Genomic DNA, 22509 nt, shown 5'->3' with positions numbered 1-22509 from the left:
GACTACTCCGGCCGGGAGATCAGAGACACTGATCCATATCCAGTGAAGGCTTGTCGCACTCCGGACGGCCGACGATCTTGGCGGGTACGCCAGCGACCGTGGTATGAGGCGGCACCGGATTGATCACCACGCTGCCCGCGCCAATTTTGGCGCCCACGCCCACTTCGATATTGCCGAGCACCTTGGCGCCCGCCCCTATCATCACCCCTTCGCGGATCTTGGGGTGGCGATCGCCGCTCTCCTTGCCGGTACCACCGAGGGTCACGCTCTGCAGGATGGAGACATCATCTTCAATCACCGCCGTCTCGCCGACCACTATGCCGGTGGCATGGTCAAACATGATCCCCTTGCCGATGCGGGCGGCCGGGTGCACATCCACCCCGAACACCACCGAGATCTGGTTTTGCAGATAGAGGGCCAGCGAGCGGCGCCCCTGACGCCACAGCCAGTTGGCGACCCGATAGCCCTGCAGGGCATGGAACCCCTTGAGATAGAGCAGCGGGGTGGAGAAGAGGTCGACCGCCGGATCCCGCTCCTGCACGGCGCAGATGTCGGCCGCCACTACCGTCAGCAGCTCGGGCTCGCTGCGCAGGGCCAGCTCGATCACCTCGCGCAGGGCGATGGCGGGCATGGTGGCGCTGTCGAGTTTGTTGGCCAGCTGGAAGCTCAGCGCCGAACGCAGATTCTTGTGATTGAGAATGGTGGAGTGGAAGAAGCTGGCCAGCATCGGCTCCTGGGCCGCCATGCACTCCGCTTCTTGCTGAATTTTGTGCCAGGTTTTGGCAACCAGTTCATCCATGTTGCAGCCTACTGTTGTTCTGGGTGAGGGCTCTGTTGTTCTTTTGTCAGCACCGAGATGGGGTCCATGTGGATGATGACATCCATCCGCTCGAATGCCTGGCGTACCGCCAGCTCGGCTTCATCGGCGATCTGATGGGCCTTGACCAGGGGGATCTGATCATCCAGTTCAAGATGCAACTGTACGAATCGGGTCGGCCCGGATTGACGGGTGCGCAGGTCATGTACGCCGTGTACACCTTCTACGGCACAGCAGAGCGCCATTATTCTCGCTTGTTCTTCCGCTGGCAACTGACGATCGAGCAGCGCCTGCACCGACTCGTAGCCGATGTGTCCCGCCCCCCACAACAGGAACAGCCCGATCAGGATGGCAAACAGGCCGTCGGCCCAGTACCACCCCTGCCCCGCCAGCACCAGCGCCAGCAAGACACCGGCATTAAGCAGCAGATCGGAACGGTAGTGCAGCATGTCGGCCTTGATGGCCACACTGTTGGTCTTGCGAATAACGAAACTCTGGAAGCTGACCAGCAGCAGGGTCAGCACGATGGATCCGCCGCTGACCCAGAGACCCGCTTCCAGCCGCAGGATAGGCGCCTGATTGAGCAGGGATGAAATTCCGTGCATCACCAGCAGCAGGGCGGAGCCGGAGATAAAGGCTGACTGGATGAGGCCCGCCAGCGACTCCGCCTTGCCGTGACCGAAGCGGTGTTCGTCATCGGCGGGGGCAAGCGCATAGCGAATGGCCAACAGGTTGATGATGGAGGCACTCACATCCATGAAGGAGTCAGTGAGCGACGCCAGCAGGGTCGACGAGTCGGTCATCAGCCAGGCGATCAGTTTGCCGATGATCAGCAAGGTAGCGGTGGTGACCGCCGCTATGCTGGCAAAGGTCACCCAACGGGAATATTGTTGATGGCTCAAAACCGGCTTTCCTCTGGCGATGAAAAACTTATTATACCCTGACCCCGGCGTCAGTTTGGCGCGAAAATCTGCGGAATAACACCAGATGAACAGAATGCTCCTGGTCGACGACGATCTTGAATTGACCCAACTGCTCACCGAAATTCTGACCCTGGAGGGATTTCAGGTCACGGTCGCCGAGGATGGTGAAGAGGGGCTGCAACGGCTGGCGGAGCAGAGCTTCGATCTGGTGTTGCTGGATGTAATGATGCCCAAACTCAACGGCTTTGCCATGCTGACCAAGCTGCGCAAGACCCACGATACCCCGGTGCTGATGCTGACCGCCCGCGGTGACAGCCAGGATCGGGTCAACGGTCTGGAAGCGGGTGCCGACGACTATCTGGCCAAGCCGTTCGATGACAGGGAGCTGCTGGCCCGGGTACGCGCCATCCTGCGCCGTACCCAGAGCGCCCCGCCCCAGCGCGGCAACTCCTCCGACGAAGTGCACTTCATGGATATCGTGCTGCAACCCGGCCTGCAGCAGGCCCGCTGCGGCGAACAACTGCTGGAGCTGACCGCCACCGAATTCGGGCTGCTGGAGTGCCTGCTGCGTAATCCCGGCCAGATCGTCAGCAAGAGCCACCTTTCCGAGCAGGTGCTGGGCAAGAAGCTGGAACCCTTCGATCGGGCCATCGACATGCACCTGAGCAACCTGCGCAAGAAGCTGCCGGACCGCACCGATGGCCAGCCCCGCTTCAAAACCGTACGGGGGCGCGGGTACCTGTGGCTAGAGCAAGAATAGAGCGCATCAACTCCCTCAACGGGATCTCGACCCACATCTTCCTCTGGTTCTGGTTCATGCTGCTGGTGATGCTGGCCGCCGTGATTAGCCTGCCGACCCTGGATCCCCGCAACCAGATCCCGCTGCCGACCCACGAAGTCGCGCGGATGCAGAACAACGTGCAGGCCCTGCTCAACGCCGCCGAGCCGGATCAGGATTTCGATCTGGCCAAGGCGATGGACAAGATCGCCATGCTGCCGGTGGACAACGTCTACCTGCGCGACGAGAAGGGGCAGATCCAGTCCACCACCCATCCGCGCAAGTTCGTGGTGCGCTTTATGGTGGATGCAGATGACCCGGCCAATCCCATGCTGGGCAACGAGGATCGCAAGGCGATCGCCGGCCCCTTCCTGATGGAGCACCACGGCCATCGCTATCACGTCTATTTCGGCCTCAATGCCGAGAATCCATACTTGTTCCTGTTCATTCAGGTGCTGGATCACCCGATCCGCATTCTGGGCATCTCGATGCTGGTCAGCACCCCGCTCTGCCTGCTGCTCGCCTGGCGGCTGACCCGCCCCATCCTGCAGTTGCAGAAGTCGGTCTCCCAACTGGCGGCCGGCAATCTGGAGGTGCAGATCCCCAACCTGGGACGGGGCGACGAGATCGGCCAGCTGGCGGATAACGTCAGCCGTATGGTGGAGACGCTCAAGAGCATGATCCAGAAGCAGAAACAGCTGCTTTCCGATATCTCCCACGAGCTGCGCAGCCCCCTCACCCGGATGCAACTGGCGCAGGCGCTGATCCGCCGCAAGCAGGGTGACAGCGCCGAGCTGGCGCGGATCGAATCGGAGATCGGGCGGCTGGACAAGCTGATCGGCGATCTGCTGGATCTGTCGCGGGTGCAGCAGCATGTGGAGGCACCGGTGGTGCACCCGCTGGCCGACCTGCTGGAACCCATCCTCGAAGATGCCATGTTCGAAGCGAACCAGAGCGGCAAGCAGCTCAGGTTGCCGCCGCTGCCCGCCGAGTCGATCCAGATGTGGCCCGAGCTGCTGGCCCGGGCGGTGGAGAACCCCCTGCGCAACGCCCTCAAATATGCCCGCGAGTTCATCAAGGTTGACTGGTATCGGGAGGGGCAGGAGTGGGTGATGACCATTCGGGATGACGGCCCCGGGGTGCCTGACGAGCAGCAGGCGCTGCTGTTCCAGCCCTTCTTCCGGGTCGATGATGCCCGCAACGCCAAGACCGGCGGTACCGGGCTGGGGCTGGCCATCGCCTCGGAAGCGATCCAGCGTCACGGCGGCACCATTGCGGCCAGCAACAATCACCCGACCGGGCTGACCATCACCATCCGCTTGCCCATCGCCTGATCCTTTTCATCCGGACGGGCGCTGGGTATGCTGGCGCCCCTTCTTGGCTTTACATCTCTTTGCAGGAACTCGTCATGCTCGATATCGTCCTCTACCAGCCGGAAATTCCGCCCAACACCGGCAATATCATCCGGCTCTGCGCCAATACCGGTTACCGGCTCCATCTGATCGAGCCGCTGGGATTTGAGTGGGATGACAAGCGGGTAAAGCGGGCGGGACTCGACTATCACGAGTTTGCCGAGGTGAAGCGCTGGCCGAGCTATGAGGCGTTTCTGGCCGCCGTGGTGCCCAAACGGGTGTTTGCCTGCACCACCAAGGGCCGCACCGCGCACTCGGCAGCCCAGTATGCCCTTGGCGACGCCCTGCTGTTTGGCCCGGAGAGTCGTGGCCTGCCCATCGAGATCATCGAGAGTCTGCCGTTCGAACAGCGGCTGCGTATTCCGATGGTGCCCCAGAGCCGCAGCATGAACCTCTCCAACGCGGTATCGGTGTTCGTCTACGAGAGCTGGCGCCAGCTCGGCTACGACGGCGCCATGTAAGCGTCATCGCGGCTCAGTGGCGGGCGTCGAGCAGATGCCCGCTGCGCTCCAGCCGCCAGCAAGTAACCCCCAGCGACAGACCGCGCCCCACCATCAGCGCCGCCATCGCCGCCCATAACGCGGCCACACCCCACGACTGACAGAGCCACCAGATCGGGAAGAAGCCGCCAAACGCGGCAAGCAACATGCTGTTGCGCATCTCCCGTGCCCGGGTCGCCCCGATGAATACGCCATCCAGCAGGAAACACCAGACCGCCAGCAAGGGCATGGCGATCAGCCAGGGAAGCTGACGATTTGCCTCCGCCACCACGGCCGGAATATCGGTGATCTGCCCCACCAGCCAACTGCCCAGCAGGGCAAACCCAAAGGTAAATGCGGTCGCAATCAGGGCGGCCCAGCCCAGATTGAGCACGATGGCCTCCCGCAGTTTCTGCCGATCCCGCTGACCGATGGCTCGCCCTACCATGGCCTCCACCGCATAGGCAAAACCATCGAGTCCGTAGGAGATAAGCATCAGGAAGTTGAGCAGCACCGCATTGGCGGCCACCGCCACATCCCCCAGTCGTGCCCCTTGCAGAGTCATAAAGGCAAAGCAGAGCTGTAAGCAAAGGGAGCGCAGGAAGATATCGCGGTTGAGACCGAGCAGCCGCACCATGGGCTCGAGCTGCCGCCAGCGCTGCCAGCCATCCTGCCATACCGTCGGCGCCAGTTGCCGCAGCTGACGGCGTACCAGCCAGATCCCGACCACCAGCGCGCAGTAGTCCGCCATGACCGAGGCTGCCGCCACACCCCGCACCTGCCAGCCGAGCCCGAGCACAAACAGGGCGTCGAGCGCCATATTGACCAGATTGGTGAGGATCAGCATCACCATGGGGCTGCGAGCATCCTGCATCCCCAGCAGCCAGCCCATGATCACCAGATTGCAGAGCGCCGCCGGAGCGCTCCAGATCCGCACCGCCACGTATTGGCCCGCATAGAGCTGCACCTCGGGCGAGCCGCCACTCAGGGCGATCAATCGCGGCAACAGGGGGAAGAGCAACAGAAGCAGCATCAACCCCAAGGCGATAGCCAGCCCCAGTGCCCGCAGCAGGGTATCAAGCTGGGCACGACCGTCGGCGGCGCCGTGCGCCTGCGCCGTCAGGCCGGTGGTCGACATCCGCAAGAAGCCGAGCAGCCAGAAAATGAGGTTGATCAGGGTTGCACCGACCGAGACGCCCCCCAGAAACCAGGCCTGACCGAGATGACCGATCACCCAGGTGTCCACCAGCCCCAGCAAGGGGGTGGTGATATTGGAGAAAACCATGGGCAGGGCGAGCGCAAAGACAGCGCGGTGGCGAGAGGGATCTCGCCACCAGGGGGCAACAGCTGGGGTCACGCTCAGTGACCTGCCAACTTCAGGATGCGGGCGAAGTCAGAGAGCATGGTGGCCATCTGCACCCGGGGCACCTGACCCGGCGCCACCTGCGGGCGGAATACCGCCTGCAGCTTGCCCTTGGGATTGATGAGCACGATGGAGGCGGAGTGATCGATCAGGTAATCCTTCTCCCCCTGATTGGCGATGGAGTAGATCAGCCCCAGATTGCGCACGAACGGGAACAGCTTGTCGTGGGGGGCAGTGGCCGCCTTGAACTCGGGATTGAAGAAGGCGGTATAGGTCTTGAGACGTGGAATATCATCACGCTGGGGATCCGCCGAGATAAACACCACCTGACTGTCGGGCGCAATCTTCTTCAGTTGGTCATAGACGGAACGCATATCTGCCAGGGTGGTGGGGCAAATATCGGGGCAGAAGGTGTAACCGACAAACAGGAAGGTCCAGTGCCCCTTAAGGTTGGCAGGAGTGAACGGCTGGTTGTCCGCATCGGTAAAGGCGAAATCATTGATGTCCCGCCCCGCCGGATAATAATCGGCCTGTTCCGGCTGCTCTGGCTGCGTGGCGTAGAACACCAGGATCAGGCAGGCTGTCAGCAGCAGAAAGAGCAGGGGATAGCGGAGCTTCATCATAACAAGAGACCCTTTCAGTTCGAGGCAGATGGCCAGCAGTGACCGGACAAGAGGGGGGCATTGTACCCCAGCGAGCCGCCAAGGTGGTTCAACCTTGTGCAACGCCCTGTCAGGAGTCGACCATTTGGCATAATTAATCGCCAATCTCAGCCATAAAAAAACCGGCCCCCTCGGGTGCCGGTTATGGGTGGATTTTTTTGTCTCTTCTGCTCAGGGGCGAGCGTTACGCCCCTGCTGCAACATCTTGCCGATGGCCCGCACGCCGATGGGAATCACGGGGGCCAGCCAGCCCTCTTCCCCCTGGCGATCGCCGTGACCACGTTTGAACAGCAGCACCAGACGCACCACCTTCTCTTTCGGACATCCCAGCCAGAGCGTCCAGTGCGAACCACGATGGTGCAGCCAGAGACCGTAAAACCAGGTCATCCGGCTACCTTTGACAAAACGGGTGATTGACGATTCCGCTGGCGCAGCCCCAGCCTCTGAATCCCATGGCGATCTTGATGCCATACCAGTCCTCCTTGACCGACAGGTCATGTTGCTTCGTCGGCCTGAACTGGGAACAGGCCCGTCACGACTATCTGCAACCATTACGAGTGGTCCCCTTTGCCTGACAAGGCTCGGGATCTCCCCACTCCCCCTTCATATCCCGTGAAGGTGTACTGCCCGATTCTCGTTGTTACCGGCCCTCCCGTACCGACGCATTGTGATGGTCAGAGGGAGGCGCCAAGCCCTGTCTCGGCGACAGGGCACTGATCTGAGCATATATCTGAAATGGATGATTGGTAGCCGGTCGCGCAGGACAAAAATGCCGCCACCGATGATCTGTTTGATATGACAGGGAAAGTGCGCCAGAAACAGCACGACCTCCCGAAGGAGGCCGTGTGGCAAACGCAGTTGGCGGAGATGATTACATCCAGTCGGCGTTGCGGATCACCCCGACAGCCAGTCCCTCGATGGTGAGCTGCTGGCAGGAGAGGTCCACCTCGATGGGGGAGAGCTCTTCATTCTCCGGCAGCAGCCATACCTGACTGCCCTTGCGCTGGAAGCGCTTGACGGTGACATCCTCATCGAGACGGGCGACCACTACCTGACCGTTGCGCACCTCCTGGGTCTTGTGCACCGCCAGCAGATCGCCATCCAGAATGCCGATGTTCTTCATGCTCATCCCCTGCACCCGCAGCAGAAAATCAGCGCGCGGGTGGAACAGGGCGGGATCAACCTGATAGTGGCTCTCGATATGCTCCTGAGCCAGGATGGGTTCACCGGCAGCCACCTTGCCGATGAGCGGCAGGCCGCTCTCTTCCAGCACCTCTTCCTCTTCGAGCAACAGGCGAATGCCGCGGGACGTGCCCGGCATGATCTCGATGACCCCTTTTTTGGCCAGGGCCTTCAGATGTTCTTCGGCCGCATTGGCCGACTTGAAACCAAGCTTCTGGGCAATCTCGGCACGAGTCGGCGGCATACCGGTCTCGCTCATGTTCACCTTGATCAGCTCCAGCACTTCGGCCTGGCGGGGGGTAAGGGGTTTCATAGAATTGGCACCTGTCTTTTTATACAGCACACTGGCAGTATATACAGTGCAGTGGCCAAGGCAAGGCGCAGCTGACATTTGTCGCAACCAACCCCTCATTTACTACTGTTTTGATCCTGCGCAGCCGACTCATCGTACCTCTCGGCGACAAGGGGCTGTCGATTTGCTATGCTCACGCCGCATTTTTTTGGAGAGCAGACGCACATGTCCCTAGGACAGAAGATTTCCAGAGCCATCTTGCAATGGCCGGTCAGCGGCTTGGTCAATCACAAGAGCCTGCCGGAAAATCCCATCACAGAACTCAATCTGGATCCGGCCAGACCCATCGTCTATGCCCTGAAAACCAGTTCGATCACCGACCTGATGACCCTACAGCAGTGCTGCGAGGATCTCGGTCTGCCCGGTCCCTTCACGCCGCTGGAACTGAACGGCCAGCTGCTGCCGCGCTATGTCTGTCTGGATCGTCCGCCTCCCCTGTTTGGCAAACGCAGCAAACCGCTCCCCTTCCTGCAGGAGTTCCACCAGCTGCTGGATCTGCACAAGCAGGATCCCGCACTGGATATCCAGGTGGTGCCCGTCACCCTGTTCTGGGGCCGAGCTCCGGGTCGGGAAGGGGAAGAAGCCTCCGGCCTCAACATCATCAGCAGCCTGGCGCCGAACCGGCTGAAGAAGGCGCTCATCGTGATCCTCAAGGGTCGCGAGAATCTGGTGCGCTTCTCGCCGCCGCTTTCCCTGCGCTACATGGCCGACAAGCACGGCACCGACGAGGCGATCGCCCACAAGCTGGCGCGAGTGGCCCGTACCCACTTCAGCCGCCAGCAGCTGGCCGCTACCGGCCCGAAACTGCCGAACCGCAATCTGCTGTTCAAGCAGTTGCTCGATTCCGCGGTGATCCAGCAGGCGATTGAAGAGGAGGCCCAGCGCGAAGGGATCAGCCTCGAGAAGGCGCAAAAGCGTGCCCATGGCTACATGGACGAGATCGCCTCCAACTTCTCCTACCGGCTGATCCGCCTGGGCGAGAGCTTCCTCGGCTGGCTTTGGAACAAGCTCTACCGCGGTTTGTCGGTCAATGGCGCCGAGAAGGTACGCCAGCTGGCGCAGGAAGGGCACGAGATCGTCTACGTTCCCTGTCACCGCAGCCACATGGACTACCTGCTGCTCTCCTACGTCATCTACCACCAGGGGATGGTGCCGCCCCATATCGCGGCGGGCATCAATCTCAACTTCTGGCCGGCGGGCCCGATCTTCCGCCACGGCGGTGCCTTCTTCATTCGCCGCACCTTCAAGGGCAACCCGCTCTACAGCACGGTATTCCGGGAATACCTCAACCTGCTGTTTGCCAAGGGTTACTCGGTGGAGTTCTTCACCGAAGGCGGTCGCTCCCGTACCGGCCGTCTGCTGCCGCCCAAGACCGGCATGCTGGCGATGACCCTGCAGGCAATGATGCGCGGGCTGGACAGGCCGGTCACTCTGGTGCCGGTCTATCTGGGTTACGAGCACGTGATGGAGGTGAACACCTACCACAACGAGCTCAAGGGGAGTCGCAAGGAGAAAGAGAGCTTCCTGCAGGTGCTCGGCATCCTGCGCAAGCTGCGCAACTACGGCCGTGGCTTCGTCAACTTCGGCGAACCGCTGACCCTCAACAGCTACCTGAGCGAACATATTCCCGACTGGAAAAAGCACATCGGGGAAGAGGAACGTCCGGAGTGGATGGCGGGCACTGTCAACAATCTGGCCGAACTGCTGATGACCCGCATCAACGGCGCTGCCGCGGTCAACGGCCTGACCCTGAGCGCGCTGGCGCTGCTGGCCGCCGAGCGCCACGCCCTGACCCGCGACGAGTTGCAGGCCCAGCTCAACACCTATCTGGATCTGCTCAAAGCGGTGCCCTACAGCCCGCAGAGCACCATTCCGGATGAGGATGCCAAGACCCTGCTGGATCAGGCGATGGAGCTCAACAAGTTCGAGGTGAGCGAGGACAAACTGGGGCAGATCATCAGTCTCGACCGCTATCAGGCGATCCTGCTGACCTACTACCGCAACAACATCCTCCACCTGTTCGCCATGCCCTCTCTGGTGGCGGCACTGATCGAACGGTGCGAGGGGATCTCCCGCAGCGAGATCATGGCCCGCTGCATCGACATCTATCCGCTGCTCAAGACCGAGCTGTTCCTGCGTTATGAAGAGGAGGATCTGCCGGCGCTGGTCGACAGCCTGCTCGACGCGCTGCAGACCCAGCAACTGATCGAGACCCGCGATGACGGCTACTGGGTCAATCCGGCCAACCAGATGCGCCTGCTGCTGCTGGCGGAGAGCATTCAGGAGACCCTGCAACGCTACGCCATCGTGCTGACCCGGGTACTGGCCCAGCCTCATATCGAAGCGGAACAACTGGAAGCGGACGGCCTGATGATGGCAGAGCGCCTCGGCACCCTGCACGGCATCAACGCCCCCGAGTTCTTCGACCAGAAGCTGTTCAGCACCCTGATCCACACCTTGCGCAAAGAGGGTTACCTCTCTCCCGAGTGCAAGCCGGATCTCGGCCGCTTCCAGGCGCTGGCCGACAATATAGTGCCGCTGCTGAGCAACAAGATCCGCCGCACCATTCAGGCAGGCAATCAGCTCTGATCTGCAACGCAAACAAAGAAGGCCGCATCATGCGGCCTTCTTTTTTATCGGAGTCTGCGCGGGAACATGTCACGCCAGCAGGTAATCGAGCACCAGACCGGCAAACACCAGCGCCCCCACATAGTTGTTGTTGAGAAACGCCTGGAAGCAGGCTTCCCGCTGCCGCTCGCGAATGAGCCGCTGCTGATAGACAAACAGCACCGCCGCCCCCAACAATCCCCAGTAATACCAGCCCCCCAGCGTCATCAGCTGCCCGACCGCCAGCAACAGCAGCAGCGTCGAGAGTTGCAATGCGCCGATGATCCGCTTGTCGTAACGACCAAACAGGATGGCGCTGGATTTGAGGCCGATCTTGAGGTCGTCATCCCGATCCACCATGGCGTACTGGGTGTCGTAAGCCACCGTCCAGAGCAGATTGGCGAAAAAGAGCAACCAGGCCACCAGCGGCAGTGCATCCGCCTGCGCCGCATAGGCCATCGGGATCGACCATGAGAAGGCCATCCCGAGCACCAGCTGAGGGTTCGAGATAAAGCGCTTCATGAAGGGGTAACTCACCGCCAGCAGCAGGGCGACAAACGACAGGCCGATGGTGAGCGGATTCATGGTCAGCACCAGACCAAACGAGATAAGTGCCAGCACGAAGAAGAGCGCCAGCACCTCCCACGGCTTGACTCTACCCGTGGGCAAGGGGCGACCGGCGGTGCGTTTGACGTGGCCGTCGAAGTTGCGATCCGCATAGTCGTTGATCACACACCCTGCCGAGCGCATCAGAAAGACGCCGACCACAAACACGGTCAGCACCCAGAGATTGGGCAGGCCACCAGCGGCCAGCCAGAGCGCCCACAGGGTTGGCCACAGCAGCAGCAGAGTGCCTATGGGTTTGTCGACGCGGGCCAACTGCATATAGGCAAGTCCCCGCTCCTTGGTTAACAGATTCACTCCAGCTCCTTGTCACAGACGAGAGAGGGCAGAAACAGCTCGTGCACCAGCAGTGGCCACTGCCCCAGAAACAGACGGGAACGACGCCCCCAGACAGTGGCGGCCGGGCAACGGGGATTGGCGGCAATATCGAAACGGGCCAGTTGCAGATGATCGCGGCGGGCAGGCTCATGGCCAAATACCCGCTCACCCAGCGGCTGCTCGCCAAGCTCGGCAATGCCGCTTCCTTGCAGTGCGTCATCGGCAAACAGGGTCCAGCCCAGCACGGCGGGCCCACGATCCCCGTGCAGGATCACCTCGCGGCAGGTACCGGCCGGCGAGGCCGAATCCACCAGCCACTGCTCATCGGCAGTAAGGGCGACCGGGTGATTGCCCAGCCACTCCACCGAAAAGTGGCGATTGTGCTGACGCAGCCGCCGGGTCATGGAGCCGGGCTCCAGCAGCCAGGGGCGCAAGCTGGCGGGCAATTCGCAACATTCGGGGGCCAGCCACCCGCTTAACGGCGTGAGGGGAACAGTCAACTCGGACTTCACAGCTTCACCATCCAGAGATTTCCGTGTTCAGGTTAAAATCCGGTTTATTATCCGTAAATCAATAGCGAAATGTAAGAACATCCGTGCTTGACGGCCCCGATGGCAACATCAAAAATGGGTTATCTCTTGCTGATGAGCCATCTATATGAAGATCTTCAAAATTCTGCTGGTGTTGTTACTGAGCTGTGGCGCCCTGCAGCAGCAAGCTCTGGCTGAAGATGAGCCGCCCGCCGAGGGCGCAGAGGGGGCCGCCAAGCCCGGTTTCTCCTACCACGCGCTCGATCCCGACATCATCACCAACTACCTGAGTGATAGCAAAACCCTCGGTTATATCCGGGTCACGGTGGAGCTGATGGCGGAAAACGAAGCCGACCTCAAGCTGCTGGAGCAGCATGACCCGCTGATCCGCGATGCCATCATCCGTCTGATTGGCAGCAAAAATGCCGATCAAGTGAAGTCCCTGACCAACCGAGAAGAGCTGCGCAAGGAGTGCGAGACAACCGTCAACGAACTGCTGGTGAAAGAGACCGGCAAGAAAGCGGTGCGCGAGCTTATCTTCACCAAGTTCCTCTACCAGTAATCCCTCCCGAAACAATCGCTTATTGGCATATCGGCCAATAAGCGAGCTTTGCCGGTTTATTCGAAATGAAAATCGATTACAATACGGCCGTCAAGTCGTAGAGGTAGTCGTTATGGGCAGCAAAACCCTGTGTGAATGGCGCCGTCACGAGATCCCCACCGATCTCAAGGCGCTGAGAAAAATCGTGCGCAAACCCAAGTTTGTCTGCAGCAAGTGCGCCCGCAGTGCCAATGACAAGGGTTACCTCTGCCAACCGCTGCGCTTGAAAGAGGAGTAACGCCCCTCCCTGTCAGGGCGTTATTGATCGGTCCACCCCTGACGCCCCTGTTCGAACAATCTGCGTGCCTGGGTATCATTCGGGCAGACACCGCGATACTCCTCGCCTGAGCGGCCAGCCAGATAGAGGTGCTCGGGGCGGCAATACCATGCCAATCCCTTCTGATGTCCCTGCTTCCACAGTTCGGCATCTACCTTCTTGCCACACTGGCCCTGATGGAACTCGATCCGCTCGGTGGTGAAGCCCAGCTTGCCATCCGCCTCCCCCACCTCACTCCACACCTTCTCGCAGGGATCATCGTTGGAGACACAGCCACCCAGCAGGGCAGCCAACAATATGATGGTGAGTCGCATAGTCATCCTTGAGCGTCATTTGGGCAGTTCATTCTACCCAGCGCCCCACCCCTGACCAAGAGCGAACGCTCAGCCGTGTGAGCGCGGCAAAAAAATCAGGCGGGCCCAAAGCCCGCCTGTTCGTTCAATGCCGTGGTTCACTGGTCATCGAAAGTGTCATCATCCTGCCAGCTTTCATCTTCCCACTGATCCAGCTCTTCTTCCCAGGAATCCGGCTCCCAATCATCATCAGAGGAGTCGTAATCCGGCTTGTGTCCACCCATCTTCACTCTCCTTGGATAGTTCACCCGCACTCCAATTTTATCCGGAATTGTCGGGCTCGCCAGTCAGAGAGAGTTCAAAGTTTGACCAGAGTCCGGCCGGCGATCTGGCCTTGCGTGATGGCCTCGGCGGCCTCCACTACCTGCTCCAGCCCAATCTCGGTAACCGCCTGTTCAAAGAAGCTGGCGGGCAGATCCCGTGCCAGTCGCTGCCACGCCAGTTGACGACGTTCAAACGGGCACATCACCGAATCGACCCCCTGCAGCCGCACATTGCGCAGGATGAAGGGCATCACACAGGTCGGCAGATCAAAGCCGCCCGCCAACCCACAGGCCGCCACGGCGCCGCCATAGTTCATCTGGGCCAGCAGCTTGGCCAGCACCTGACTGCCGACGGTATCGATGGCACCGGCCCACAGCTGCTTCTCCAACGGTTTGGCGGGCACCAGCAGTTCGCTGCGCGGCACGATGCGGCTGGCACCCAGCGCAGTGAGCATGGCGCCCTGCTCTTCGGGCCGACCGGTCAGCGCTGCCACCTGATAGCCAAGGGCTGCCAGCAGGGCAACCGAGGTGGAGCCAACACCGCCTGCCGCGCCGGTGACCAGAACCTCGCCGCTATCTGGAGTAATGCCCGCCTCTTCCAGCGCCAGCACGCAGAGCATGGCGGTGAGACCGGCGGTACCGATGCACATGGCCTGGCGCTCATCCAGCCCGGCGGGCAACGGCACCAGCCAGTCCCCCTTGACCCGCGCCTGTTCGGCCATACCGCCCCAGTGCCCTTCGCCCACGCCCCAACCGGTCAGCACCACCTTGTCGCCGGGCTGATAGCGGCTGTCGGCAGATTCGAGCACGGTACCGGCGAAGTCGATGCCGGGCACCAGCGGCCACTGGCGCACTATCTTGCCCTTGCCGGTGATGGCCAACCCGTCCTTGTAGTTGATGGAGCTGTAAGCGACCGCTACCCGCACTTCACCTTCCGGCAACTGGCTCTCGGCCAGCCGGGTCAGAGTCGGAACAGTCTTGCCGTCTTGGTTTTCCAGTAACAGAGCCTTGAACATGGTTGCCTCTTTGATGACGTGTGAAACGGGGATCAGCTGCTTTGGCGCTTTTGTAGTTGAAAATCGAGAGCCAGCGCAGTGCCCATCACGGGCTCCCCAGCCAGTTGGCGCAGGATCAGCTCGGCGGCCTCCTGCCCCATTTTTCGATAGGGGATCCTGACCGAAGTAAGGGTCGGATAACAGGCGCGCGCCACATCCAGATCGTCAAATCCGGCGATGGCGAGTTTGCCCGGCACATTCAAATGGCGACGCTGGCACTCGAACAGTACCCCGGCCGCCAGTTCGTCGTTAACGCAGATCAGCGCGTCCAGCTCGGGCCAGCGCAGCAGAAATTCACCCAGCATGGTGGCACCGGTGCTGAAGCTGGGCCGCTCAGAGGTGTTGATGATGGCATCGGGGGAGAGGTAGTTATCGAGCAGCGCCTTCTGCCAGCCCTGCATCCGCTGTTGCAGCATCCACTGCTCCTGACGGGCACAGAGAAAACCGATATTGCGGTAGCCCCGCTCGATAAGGTGGTGGGTGAGCTGATAACCGGCATCGAAGTTGGAGACTCCCACATTCATGTCGATGGGGCTGCGGGCCATGGCACCCACCTCAACCACTGGCAAACGGGCAGCTTTCAGGCGAGTACGGATCGTCTCGCCGGGATCACCACCAAACAGCACCACCGCCGCCGGATTGTGCTGCAAAAAGCTGGTCAGCAGGCTCTCTTCCTGCTGTTTCAGATGCTGGGCATCCCCCAGCATGATCTGGTAACCCTCGTCGAGTAGGGTCTGTTGCAGGCCAGCAATCATCTCGCCACAGCCCGCTTCCGCCAGACTCGGGACGATCACTACGATGGTCTGGGAAGTCGCAGAGGCCAACGCCCCGGCGGCCCGATTGGGGATATAGCCGAGCTCTTCCACCGCAGCTTCGATGCGCTCACGCATCCTGTCGGAGACCATCTCCGGCGTGCGCAGGGCACGGGAGACCGTCATGGCCCCCACTCCGGCCAGCTGGGCCACATCGTTGAGGGTCACCCGACCCGTGCTACGGCGCTTCTTTGCTTCTGACATCCATCCCATCCTCGACTTGCGGCTGCTCACTTTAAGGCAAAAGAGCGCCACTGACCATTTGCTCAAGGCCGATTCTACTCTCTTTCCCCCACAATGAGGGCAGGATGACTCCCGTTAGTGGGTGAAGTGATAGCGCTATCACAATTTGATGTTAGCGCTATCTGATAGCGCTAACTTTCGCGATCACCCTCACAGTTTCACCACCGCAAGATCGATAGATTGGCGCCATCTTAACTAGCCGGACACCACCATGCTGACTCAACTGCTGACCGAGGATGTCATCCGCATCGAACCCGCAGCCCGCGACTGGCGTCACGCCATCGAGCTGGCGACGGCGCCCCTGCTGGCCAATGGCACCATCGAACCCTCCTACGTGGCGGCGCTGTTTCGCTCTCATGAAGAGCTCGGCCCCTACTACGTACTGGGCCCCGGTCTGGCGATGCCCCATGCCCGCCCCGAAGACGGCGTCAACCGGCTGGGTCTGGGGCTGACCGTCATCAGGCAGGGGGTCAACTTCGATTCCGAGGGCAACGACCCGATCCGGCTGCTGATCACCCTGGCCGCCAGCGACAGCAACTCCCACGTGGAGACCATCGCCCAGCTGGCCGAGCTGTTTATGAATGAAGAGGACGTGGCGGCCATCATCGCGGCCGACACCAAAGACGACATCCTGCGCATTCTGGCGCGCTACTGATCTGCGCCACGGCGCACCTGACAGAGGAAGAGACAATGAAAATTCTGGTTGTATGCGGTCACGGTCTGGGCACCAGCCTGATGATGGAGATGAGCATCAAGAGCATCCTGAAAGAGCTGGCAGTCACCGCCGAAGTGGATCACCGCGATCTGGCCTCCGCCGGTAGTGAAACCGCCGAGATCTTTGTCGCCACCCGCGACATCGCCGAGCAGTTACAGAGCATGGGCGTCAACGGCCGTCTGGTGGCCCTCGACAACATGGTCGACAAGGCCGCGATGAAAGAGAAGCTCGCCACCGCCCTGCGCGAACTGGGCGCCCTCTAAGGATCCTCCATGCGGCCTGCGGGCCGCATCTTTCATTGCCAGGAGCTGACCATGGAATTTTTCAACTTTCTGATGTTTGACGTGCTGTCCGAGCCCGCCGTGCTGGTCGGCCTGATCGCGCTTATCGGCCTGATTGCCCAGAAGAAACCGGTGACCGAGTGCATCAAGGGCACGGTCAAGACCATCATGGGTTTCGTCATTCTGGGGGCCGGTGCCACCCTGGTGATCAACTCGCTGGGTGACTTTGCCGTCATCTTCCAACACGCCTTCGGCATCAAGGGGGTCGTCCCCAACAACGAGGCCATCGTCTCCATCGCCCAGACCTCGTTTGGCAAGGAGATGGCGATGATCATGTTCTTCGCCATGCTGGTGAATATCCTGATCGCCCGTCTGACTCCGTGGAAATTCATCTTCCTGACCGGTCACCACACCCTGTTCATGTCGATGATGGTGGCGGTGATCCTCTCTGCCGGTGGCATGAGCGGTGTGCCGCTGATCGCGGTCGGCAGTCTGGTGGTCGGCGTCGCCATGGTCTTCTTCCCGGCCATCGCCCACCCCTTCATGAAGCAGATCACCGGCTCCGATGACGTAGCGCTGGGCCACTTCTCCACCTGCTCCTACGTGCTCTCCGCCCTGATCGGCGCCAAGTTCGGCAACAAGGCCCACAGCTGCGAAGATGTACAGGTACCCAAGAGCCTGCTGTTCCTGCGTGATACCCCGGTGGCCATCTCCTTCACCATGGGCATCATCTTCCTGGTGACCTCCGCCTTCGCCGGCCCCGAGTTTGTCTCCAGCGTCGCCAAGGGCAAGCACTGGTTCATGTTCTCCCTGATGCAGTCCATCACCTTCGCCGCCGGTGTCTACGTCATCCTGCAGGGTGTGCGGATGGTCATCGCCGAGATCGTTCCGGCCTTCAAGGGGATCTCCGACAAGCTGGTGCCGAACGCCAAGCCGGCTCTCGACTGCCCTATCGTCTTCCCCTACGCCCCCAACGCCGTGCTGATCGGCTTCCTGTCGAGCTTTGCCGCCGGTCTGGTGGGGATGGCGCTGCTCTACGCCATGGGTCTGACCGTCATCATCCCGGGCGTAGTACCACACTTCTTCGTCGGCGCTGCTGCCGGGGTGTTCGGCAACGCCACCGGTGGTCGTCGCGGCGCCATTCTGGGTGCCTTCGCCAACGGCCTGCTGCTGCTCACCATCCTGCCGGTGTTCCTGCTGCCGGTGCTGGGCGACCTCGGCTTTGCCAACACCACCTTCAGCGACTCCGACTTCGGTGTGGTCGGCATCCTGCTGGGGCTGATCGTTCGCTAATTCCGGTCACCGCCAAAAACAAAACGGAGCGCATCGCGCTCCGTTTTTTTATGGCTGAGATGTATGAAAGGCTGAAACTCAGTCGTTCTCCAGCGCAGTGAGGCAGTGCGAGAGAGTACGTGCCAGCGCACCCTGATTGCGCAGCACCACGGCGCGGGCCTGCTCGCCCATCTCGCGGCGGGCGTTGCCGTCGGCAAACAGCTGGCTCACCCGCTCGCCCAGCTCGGCGGCGTCGGCCACAACGGCGGCGCCCCCCTGAGCCACCAGCTGGCGGGTGATGTCGCTGAAGTTGAAGTAGGCGGGACCGGTCAGGCAGGGCTTGCCGAGGGCTGCCGGCTCCAGCAGGTTGTGACCGCCAATCTTCACCAGACTGCCGCCGACGAAGGCCACATCAGCCGCCGCCAGCATCAGCGGCAGCTCGCCCATGGTATCGCCGAGATAGACCTTATCCTCCGCACTCACCGCAGCACCATCAGTGCGCCGCACGCAGCCATAAGGGGCGCACAGCTCGGCCACCCGATCGAACCGCTCGGGGTGGCGCGGCACCAGAATGAGCAGCGCAGCGGGATGGCGTTTGAGCAGCAGATCGAAGGCGGCCAGCACCTGCTCGTCCTCACCCAGATGGGTGCTGGCGGCGATCCAGACCGGCCGATCCGCCCCCAGCTGCTGGCGCAGGGCACGACCTTTGGCCTGCACCTCGTCACCAAACTGGATATCGAACTTGATGGAGCCGGTCACCGCCAGCCGCGAACGCTCGATGCCGAGGCGGACGAAGCGGTCGGCGTCATCCTGATGCTGGCAGAGCAGATGGGTCAGCGGCCGGCTCAGGGCATCGAAGGCGCCGTGGAAGCGGGCATAACGCTGGCAGGAACGCTCGGAAAGACGGGCGTTGATGATGGTCACCGGCAGGTGGCGCGCCTCACAGGCGGCCAGCCAATTCGGCCACAGCTCGGTCTCCATCACCCAGAGCGCGCGCGGCTTGAAGGTGTCGAGAAAGGCGGCAATGGCCCAGGGGTAGTCGAGCGGCGCGTAGCGATGGATCACCAGATCCCCCAGCCTGGCAGCCTGATCGGCGCCGGTGCGGGTGGTGGTGGTGAGCAGGATCGGCAGATCGGGTCGCTCCGCCTTGAGGGCACGAATGAGCGGCGTGATGGCCAGCGTCTCCCCCACGCTCACCGCATGGATCCAGAGCGGCGCCTCCTGTCCGGTGGCGGGCAGCCGCCCGAGATGCTCGGCCCAGCGCTTGCCAAAACCGGGCTTGCCTTTCTTCGACTTGTAGAGGGCCAGCAGCGCCAGCGGCAATCCCAGATGGATCAGCAGGTTGTAGAGCAGACGGTAGGGCATCTTACTGACTCTGCTCCAGCTTCTTGCAGGCATCGACCACCTGCTCCGGCGCCAGGTCGATCAGGCACTTGAGATGTCCGAACTTGCAGGTGCGCTTGAAGCAGGGGCGGCACTCGATGTCGGTGTGAACGATCTCGACCCGATCCGCCAGCGGCGGGGTGTAGAGCGGCGAGGTGGAGCCATAGACGCCCACCAGCGGCCGGTTAAGGGCGGCGGCGATGTGCATCAGGCCGGAGTCGTTGGAGATGACCCGGCTGGCCAGCGCCATCAGATCGATCGCCTCGTGCAGGCTGGTCTTGCCCGCCAGCACGTGGCAGTTGGGGCGAGTCAGCAGGTTGACCCGATCCCGGATGGTGTTGGCTACCGGTACATCCTTGTTGGAACCGAAGATCCACACCTGCCACCCCTCGTCCAGATGCTGCTGGGCCACCACGGCGTAGTGCCCCTCCGGCCAGCGCTTGGCCGGGCCAAACTCGGCACCGGGGCAGAGCACCAGCACCGGGCGGGCGCGATCCAGCCCCAGTCGCTCCAGCGCCTTGCTCTGGTTGACCAGATCGACGTGCAGAGAGGGATGGGGAATGGTCGGAATATCGGCCCGGCTCTTCATCTGCGCCTTGGGATAAGCGAGCGCCAGATAGCCCTCCACCATCAGCGGGAAGGCGGACTTGTTGCTGCGCATATCGTTGAGCAGGCCGAAGCGGTGCTCCCCTTTCCAGCCGGTACGCACCGGAATGCGGGCAAACCAGGGGATCAGCGCCGATTTCATGGAGTTGGGCTGGACGATGGCCTGATCGTACTTCTCGGCTGCCAGCAGCTTGCCGAGGCGGCGGCGCGCCACCAGCTTGAAGTCACCGTGGCCAAGGGGCATGGTGATCGCCTTGTCCACCTCCGGCATCCGCTCCAGCAGGGCGCAGCACCAGGCGGGGGCCATCACGTGCAGCTCGCACTCCGGATGGTTGGCCTTGATCGCCTTGTAGAGACTCTGGGACATCACCATGTCGCCGACCCAGGAGGGGCCGATCACCAATATTTTCATTACGCGTCTTCTCTCGGGTCTGGCCCGGCGGTTAATCATCACTGGGCGAGATTATGCCCCAAGAATGGTCGGATAAATAACAGAAGATCCTTGGTAGTCGCCTCTGCTTTGCCTCGGCCGGGCGAGATTACGCGCCACAAGCAGCGACCGGATAAATAACAGAAGCTCCTTGGTAATCGCCTCTGCTTTGCCTCGGCCAGCCACCACCCAAGCCATGCCATGCCCCGGCCACGCTTTTAGGCTAGAATGGGCGCCAATTCGAGCATGTCCCGCCAGACGGGCAACAACCGAGAGCCCCATTTCGTGAAAAAACCGACTCTGGCTGCCGTTCTGATCGTCAAGAATGAAGCCGACAACCTGCGCAAGTGCCTCGCCTCCCTCGACGGACTGGTGGACGAGATCGTCATTCTGGACTCGGGCAGTCAGGACGAGACCCCGGCCATCGCCGCCGAATTTGGGGCCCGTTTCTTCGTCAACGCCAAGTGGCCCGGCTTTGGCAAACAGCGCCGACTGGCCCAGTCCCATGTGCAATCCGACTGGGTGCTGTGGCTGGATGCCGACGAGCGGCTCACCCCCGAGCTGAAAACCGCCATTGCCAACGTGATGGCCAATCCGGCCAGCGACACCATCTACTCGCTGCCGCGCCTCTCCTGGGTCTTTGGCCGCTTTATCCGCCACAGTGGCTGGTATCCGGATCGGGTGCTGCGCCTCTATCCCAAGGCACTCACCAGCTACAACGAGGCGCTGGTGCACGAGAAGGTGGAGGTGCGCGCCAACATGAAGATCGTCAACCTTTACGGCGACCTGCACCACTTCACCTATCGGGATCTGGAGCACTATCTGGTCAAATCGGCCGGTTATGCCCGCGCTTGGGCCGATCAGCGCACCGCTCGCGGCAAGAAGGGCTCCCTCAGTCAGGGGCTGATGCATGCCGTCGGCTGCTTCATCAAGATGTACCTGCTCAAGGCAGGCTTCCTCGATGGCAAGCAGGGGTTGCTGCTGGCGATCCTCTCCGCCCACTCCACCTTCGTCAAATACGCCGACCTCTGGGTGCGCCAGCAACCGCAGCAGCCGGAATAACCGTCATACGAAACAGGGCCCCGCGGGGCCCTGTTTGCATTGCTGCATACGTTACTTGCGCCAGAAGGGCGCCGCCCAGCGGGCCATCACCGGCACCATGGTCTTGGGATCTAGCTGGCTCATATCCTCAGGATGGTCGCTATCCTCCGGCGGGCTGAAGGCAAGGTGGCGCCCTTCGCTGTTGAGGGGCTTCCAGCGCAGCGGAGTGGCGGAGCGGCGCATCGGGAAGAAACCGATGGTCGGCACATCGAGCGCGCCGGCGATATGGAGCGGGCCAGTACTGCCTGCAACGAACAGGGCTGCGTTGGCCAGCACCTGACAGAACATCGGCAGACCATCGCTGGAGCGGTAGATCCAGCCGTTGCCGCCGTGGGCCAGCAGCTCGGCCGCCAGCTGTTCGGCCATCTTCTCCTCGCCCGGGCCTGCGGTCAGCACACACTGCAGCTCGGGGCAGGCCTGATTGAGCTTGATGATGATACGGGCATACTGCTCGATGGAGAGGTTGTTGGCCGAACCGCCGCTACCGGCATGCACCATCAACCAGGGGCGGCTGGCATCGAGCTTGAGCTTGAGTGCCAGCTGTTCGCGCACCTGCCGCAGAGTCTCCTCATCGAACTGCAGGAAGGGGGTCTTGGGCTCCACCACGGCCACCTGCTGATCGGCCAGGAAGCGGCGGATCAGCTCCAGGTTGTACTCGGACTCCGGCTTTTGGGAGCGGGAGCGGCGCTGTACCAGTCGCTGGTTGTAGAGCACCTGCGCCAGCTTGGTCGCCGGTGCCAGCCGGTAAGGGATGTGCGCCTTCCACACCAGCATGGCGTTGCGGGAGTTGGAGAAGAGGCAGATGGACGCGTCGAACGCCGCCGCCTTGATCCGCGCCAGCAGCGCTCGCTGTTGCTCCTTGTCGGCCCGCACGCCCGGATCGATGATCACCTCGTCAATCCAGGGGCAGAGCCGGGCCAGCGGCGCCGTGTAGGCCGGAACCAGGGCAGTCACATGACACTCCATGGAGCCTTTGAGCATGGCGAAGCTAGGCCACGCCAGCATGAAGTCACCAATCTTGTCATTGCGAACGACCAGAATACGTTTCATAAAAAATCCCTTTGCTCCCT

25 protein-coding genes are annotated in these 22509 nt (G+C 61.7%); 10 read left to right on the top strand and 15 right to left on the bottom strand.

All coding sequences use genetic code 11. The features are described 5' to 3' along the window. Nucleotides 1-19 precede the first annotated feature (19 nt). Both cysE and AB5Y99_RS17815 read right to left on the bottom strand, forming a co-directional pair. Entirely contained in the window at nucleotides 20-799 is a 780-nt protein-coding gene (gene cysE, locus AB5Y99_RS17820) for a serine O-acetyltransferase (protein WP_005339552.1), read from the bottom strand. 8 nt (nucleotides 800-807) lie between these two features. Then, the gene (locus tag AB5Y99_RS17815; RefSeq protein WP_005339551.1) at nucleotides 808-1719 is read right to left on the bottom strand and encodes a cation diffusion facilitator family transporter; all 912 of its coding nucleotides are present in this window, start codon (nucleotides 1717-1719) and stop codon (nucleotides 808-810) included. Between the two features lie 85 nt (nucleotides 1720-1804). On the opposite strand from AB5Y99_RS17815, the gene AB5Y99_RS17810 reads away from it, so the two are divergent. The 3 genes from AB5Y99_RS17810 (at nucleotide 1805) to trmL (ending at nucleotide 4391) form a co-directional block, all read left to right on the top strand. After that, complete coding sequence (locus AB5Y99_RS17810; RefSeq protein WP_368210333.1) at nucleotides 1805-2500, top strand: response regulator; 696 nt, start codon at nucleotides 1805-1807, stop codon at nucleotides 2498-2500. After that, nucleotides 2482-3852 carry an ATP-binding protein gene (locus tag AB5Y99_RS17805; protein ID WP_005339547.1) on the top strand — a complete coding sequence of 457 codons (1371 nt, stop codon included), beginning with the start codon at nucleotides 2482-2484 and terminating at the stop codon, nucleotides 3850-3852. The genes AB5Y99_RS17810 and AB5Y99_RS17805 overlap by 19 nt, the downstream gene beginning before the upstream one ends. Nucleotides 3853-3926: 74 nt before the next feature. After that, complete coding sequence (gene trmL, locus AB5Y99_RS17800; protein WP_042010920.1) at nucleotides 3927-4391, top strand: tRNA (uridine(34)/cytosine(34)/5-carboxymethylaminomethyluridine(34)-2'-O)-methyltransferase TrmL; 465 nt, start codon at nucleotides 3927-3929, stop codon at nucleotides 4389-4391. Nucleotides 4392-4404: 13 nt separating this feature from the next. On the opposite strand, the gene dinF is transcribed toward trmL, so the two are convergent. The 4 genes from dinF to lexA all read right to left on the bottom strand — a co-directional run bounded on the left by dinF (nucleotide 4405) and on the right by lexA (nucleotide 7929). Next, nucleotides 4405-5766 carry an MATE family efflux transporter DinF gene (dinF, locus tag AB5Y99_RS17795; protein ID WP_151286372.1) on the bottom strand — a complete coding sequence of 454 codons (1362 nt, stop codon included), beginning with the start codon at nucleotides 5764-5766 and terminating at the stop codon, nucleotides 4405-4407. 2 nt (nucleotides 5767-5768) lie between these two features. Then, complete coding sequence (locus tag AB5Y99_RS17790; RefSeq protein ID WP_151286371.1) at nucleotides 5769-6395, bottom strand: SCO family protein; 627 nt, start codon at nucleotides 6393-6395, stop codon at nucleotides 5769-5771. A 210-nt stretch (nucleotides 6396-6605) separates the two neighbouring features. Then, nucleotides 6606-6821, bottom strand: coding sequence for a hypothetical protein (locus AB5Y99_RS17785; protein ID WP_019446524.1), 216 nt, complete (start codon nucleotides 6819-6821; stop codon nucleotides 6606-6608). A 484-nt stretch (nucleotides 6822-7305) separates the two neighbouring features. Beyond that, nucleotides 7306-7929: a transcriptional repressor LexA gene (gene lexA, locus AB5Y99_RS17780; protein ID WP_005339540.1), complete on the bottom strand. Its 624-nt coding sequence runs from the start codon at nucleotides 7927-7929 to the stop codon at nucleotides 7306-7308. 204 nt (nucleotides 7930-8133) lie between these two features. Here lexA and plsB point away from each other — a divergent pair, with 204 nt between their 5' ends. Further along, nucleotides 8134-10557, top strand: a complete 2424-nt coding sequence (gene plsB / locus AB5Y99_RS17775; RefSeq protein ID WP_160881285.1) for a glycerol-3-phosphate 1-O-acyltransferase PlsB — start codon at nucleotides 8134-8136, stop codon at nucleotides 10555-10557. Between the two features lie 69 nt (nucleotides 10558-10626). On the opposite strand, the gene ubiA is transcribed toward plsB, so the two are convergent. Together ubiA and AB5Y99_RS17765 are read right to left on the bottom strand one after the other, a co-directional pair. After that, the gene (ubiA, locus tag AB5Y99_RS17770; RefSeq protein ID WP_005339536.1) at nucleotides 10627-11496 is read right to left on the bottom strand and encodes a 4-hydroxybenzoate octaprenyltransferase; all 870 of its coding nucleotides are present in this window, start codon (nucleotides 11494-11496) and stop codon (nucleotides 10627-10629) included. Continuing rightward, nucleotides 11493-12029, bottom strand: a complete 537-nt coding sequence (locus AB5Y99_RS17765) for a chorismate lyase (RefSeq protein ID WP_005339534.1) — start codon at nucleotides 12027-12029, stop codon at nucleotides 11493-11495. Before AB5Y99_RS17765 ends, ubiA begins: the two co-directional genes overlap by 4 nt. A 145-nt stretch (nucleotides 12030-12174) precedes the next feature. On the opposite strand from AB5Y99_RS17765, the gene AB5Y99_RS17760 reads away from it, so the two are divergent. After that, on the top strand, nucleotides 12175-12609 hold the full coding sequence (locus AB5Y99_RS17760) for a flagellar basal body-associated protein FliL (RefSeq protein ID WP_005339527.1): 435 nt from the start codon (nucleotides 12175-12177) through the stop codon (nucleotides 12607-12609). Between the two features lie 112 nt (nucleotides 12610-12721). After that, nucleotides 12722-12886 carry a hypothetical protein gene (locus tag AB5Y99_RS17755; RefSeq protein ID WP_005339525.1) on the top strand — a complete coding sequence of 55 codons (165 nt, stop codon included), beginning with the start codon at nucleotides 12722-12724 and terminating at the stop codon, nucleotides 12884-12886. Between the two features lie 20 nt (nucleotides 12887-12906). Here AB5Y99_RS17755 and AB5Y99_RS17750 read toward each other — a convergent pair whose 3' ends face one another. From AB5Y99_RS17750 to AB5Y99_RS17735, 4 genes are all read right to left on the bottom strand, one after another. Next, nucleotides 12907-13239, bottom strand: a complete 333-nt coding sequence (locus AB5Y99_RS17750) for a DUF2799 domain-containing protein (RefSeq protein WP_005339523.1) — start codon at nucleotides 13237-13239, stop codon at nucleotides 12907-12909. A 137-nt stretch (nucleotides 13240-13376) separates the two neighbouring features. Continuing rightward, nucleotides 13377-13502, bottom strand: a complete 126-nt coding sequence (locus tag AB5Y99_RS17745; protein WP_005339521.1) for a hypothetical protein — start codon at nucleotides 13500-13502, stop codon at nucleotides 13377-13379. Between the two features lie 74 nt (nucleotides 13503-13576). Continuing rightward, nucleotides 13577-14557, bottom strand: coding sequence for an MDR family oxidoreductase (locus AB5Y99_RS17740; RefSeq protein ID WP_368210330.1), 981 nt, complete (start codon nucleotides 14555-14557; stop codon nucleotides 13577-13579). A gap of 32 nt (nucleotides 14558-14589) precedes the next feature. Further along, nucleotides 14590-15612 (bottom strand): LacI family DNA-binding transcriptional regulator, encoded by a 1023-nt coding sequence (locus AB5Y99_RS17735; protein ID WP_368210328.1) that lies wholly within the window; start codon nucleotides 15610-15612, stop codon nucleotides 14590-14592. Between the two features lie 250 nt (nucleotides 15613-15862). On the opposite strand from AB5Y99_RS17735, the gene AB5Y99_RS17730 reads away from it, so the two are divergent. From AB5Y99_RS17730 to AB5Y99_RS17720, 3 genes are read left to right on the top strand one after another with little or no spacing between them, the layout of a single operon-like run. Continuing rightward, on the top strand, nucleotides 15863-16306 hold the full coding sequence (locus AB5Y99_RS17730; RefSeq protein ID WP_201931714.1) for a PTS sugar transporter subunit IIA: 444 nt from the start codon (nucleotides 15863-15865) through the stop codon (nucleotides 16304-16306). Between the two features lie 35 nt (nucleotides 16307-16341). Continuing rightward, a complete protein-coding gene (locus AB5Y99_RS17725) occupies nucleotides 16342-16629 on the top strand; it encodes a PTS sugar transporter subunit IIB (protein WP_005356014.1) in 288 nt (95 codons plus the stop codon). Nucleotides 16630-16680: 51 nt separating this feature from the next. Continuing rightward, the gene (locus AB5Y99_RS17720) at nucleotides 16681-17940 is read left to right on the top strand and encodes a PTS ascorbate transporter subunit IIC (protein ID WP_042030406.1); all 1260 of its coding nucleotides are present in this window, start codon (nucleotides 16681-16683) and stop codon (nucleotides 17938-17940) included. 78 nt (nucleotides 17941-18018) lie between these two features. Here the strand turns inward: AB5Y99_RS17720 and waaA are convergent, their stop codons facing one another. Further along, nucleotides 18019-19284 (bottom strand): lipid IV(A) 3-deoxy-D-manno-octulosonic acid transferase, encoded by a 1266-nt coding sequence (waaA, locus tag AB5Y99_RS17715; RefSeq protein ID WP_368194931.1) that lies wholly within the window; start codon nucleotides 19282-19284, stop codon nucleotides 18019-18021. 1 nt (nucleotide 19285) lies between these two features. After that, nucleotides 19286-20320, bottom strand: coding sequence for a lipopolysaccharide heptosyltransferase II (gene waaF, locus AB5Y99_RS17710; RefSeq protein WP_368194930.1), 1035 nt, complete (start codon nucleotides 20318-20320; stop codon nucleotides 19286-19288). Nucleotides 20321-20623: 303 nt separating this feature from the next. Here waaF and AB5Y99_RS17705 point away from each other — a divergent pair, with 303 nt between their 5' ends. Continuing rightward, nucleotides 20624-21400, top strand: a complete 777-nt coding sequence (locus tag AB5Y99_RS17705) for a glycosyltransferase family 2 protein (RefSeq protein WP_031227896.1) — start codon at nucleotides 20624-20626, stop codon at nucleotides 21398-21400. Nucleotides 21401-21451: 51 nt separating this feature from the next. Here AB5Y99_RS17705 and AB5Y99_RS17700 read toward each other — a convergent pair whose 3' ends face one another. Beyond that, nucleotides 21452-22489: a glycosyltransferase family 9 protein gene (locus AB5Y99_RS17700; RefSeq protein ID WP_075115948.1), complete on the bottom strand. Its 1038-nt coding sequence runs from the start codon at nucleotides 22487-22489 to the stop codon at nucleotides 21452-21454. Nucleotides 22490-22509 lie beyond the last annotated feature (20 nt).

Origin of the sequence: Aeromonas sp. R4-2 (assembly GCF_040908295.1) — a bacterium.
Classification (GTDB): Bacteria; Pseudomonadota; Gammaproteobacteria; order Enterobacterales; family Aeromonadaceae; genus Aeromonas; species Aeromonas veronii.
The sequence above is the reverse complement of the archived record's forward strand: the minus strand, read 5'-3'. Positions and strand labels throughout refer to the sequence as shown.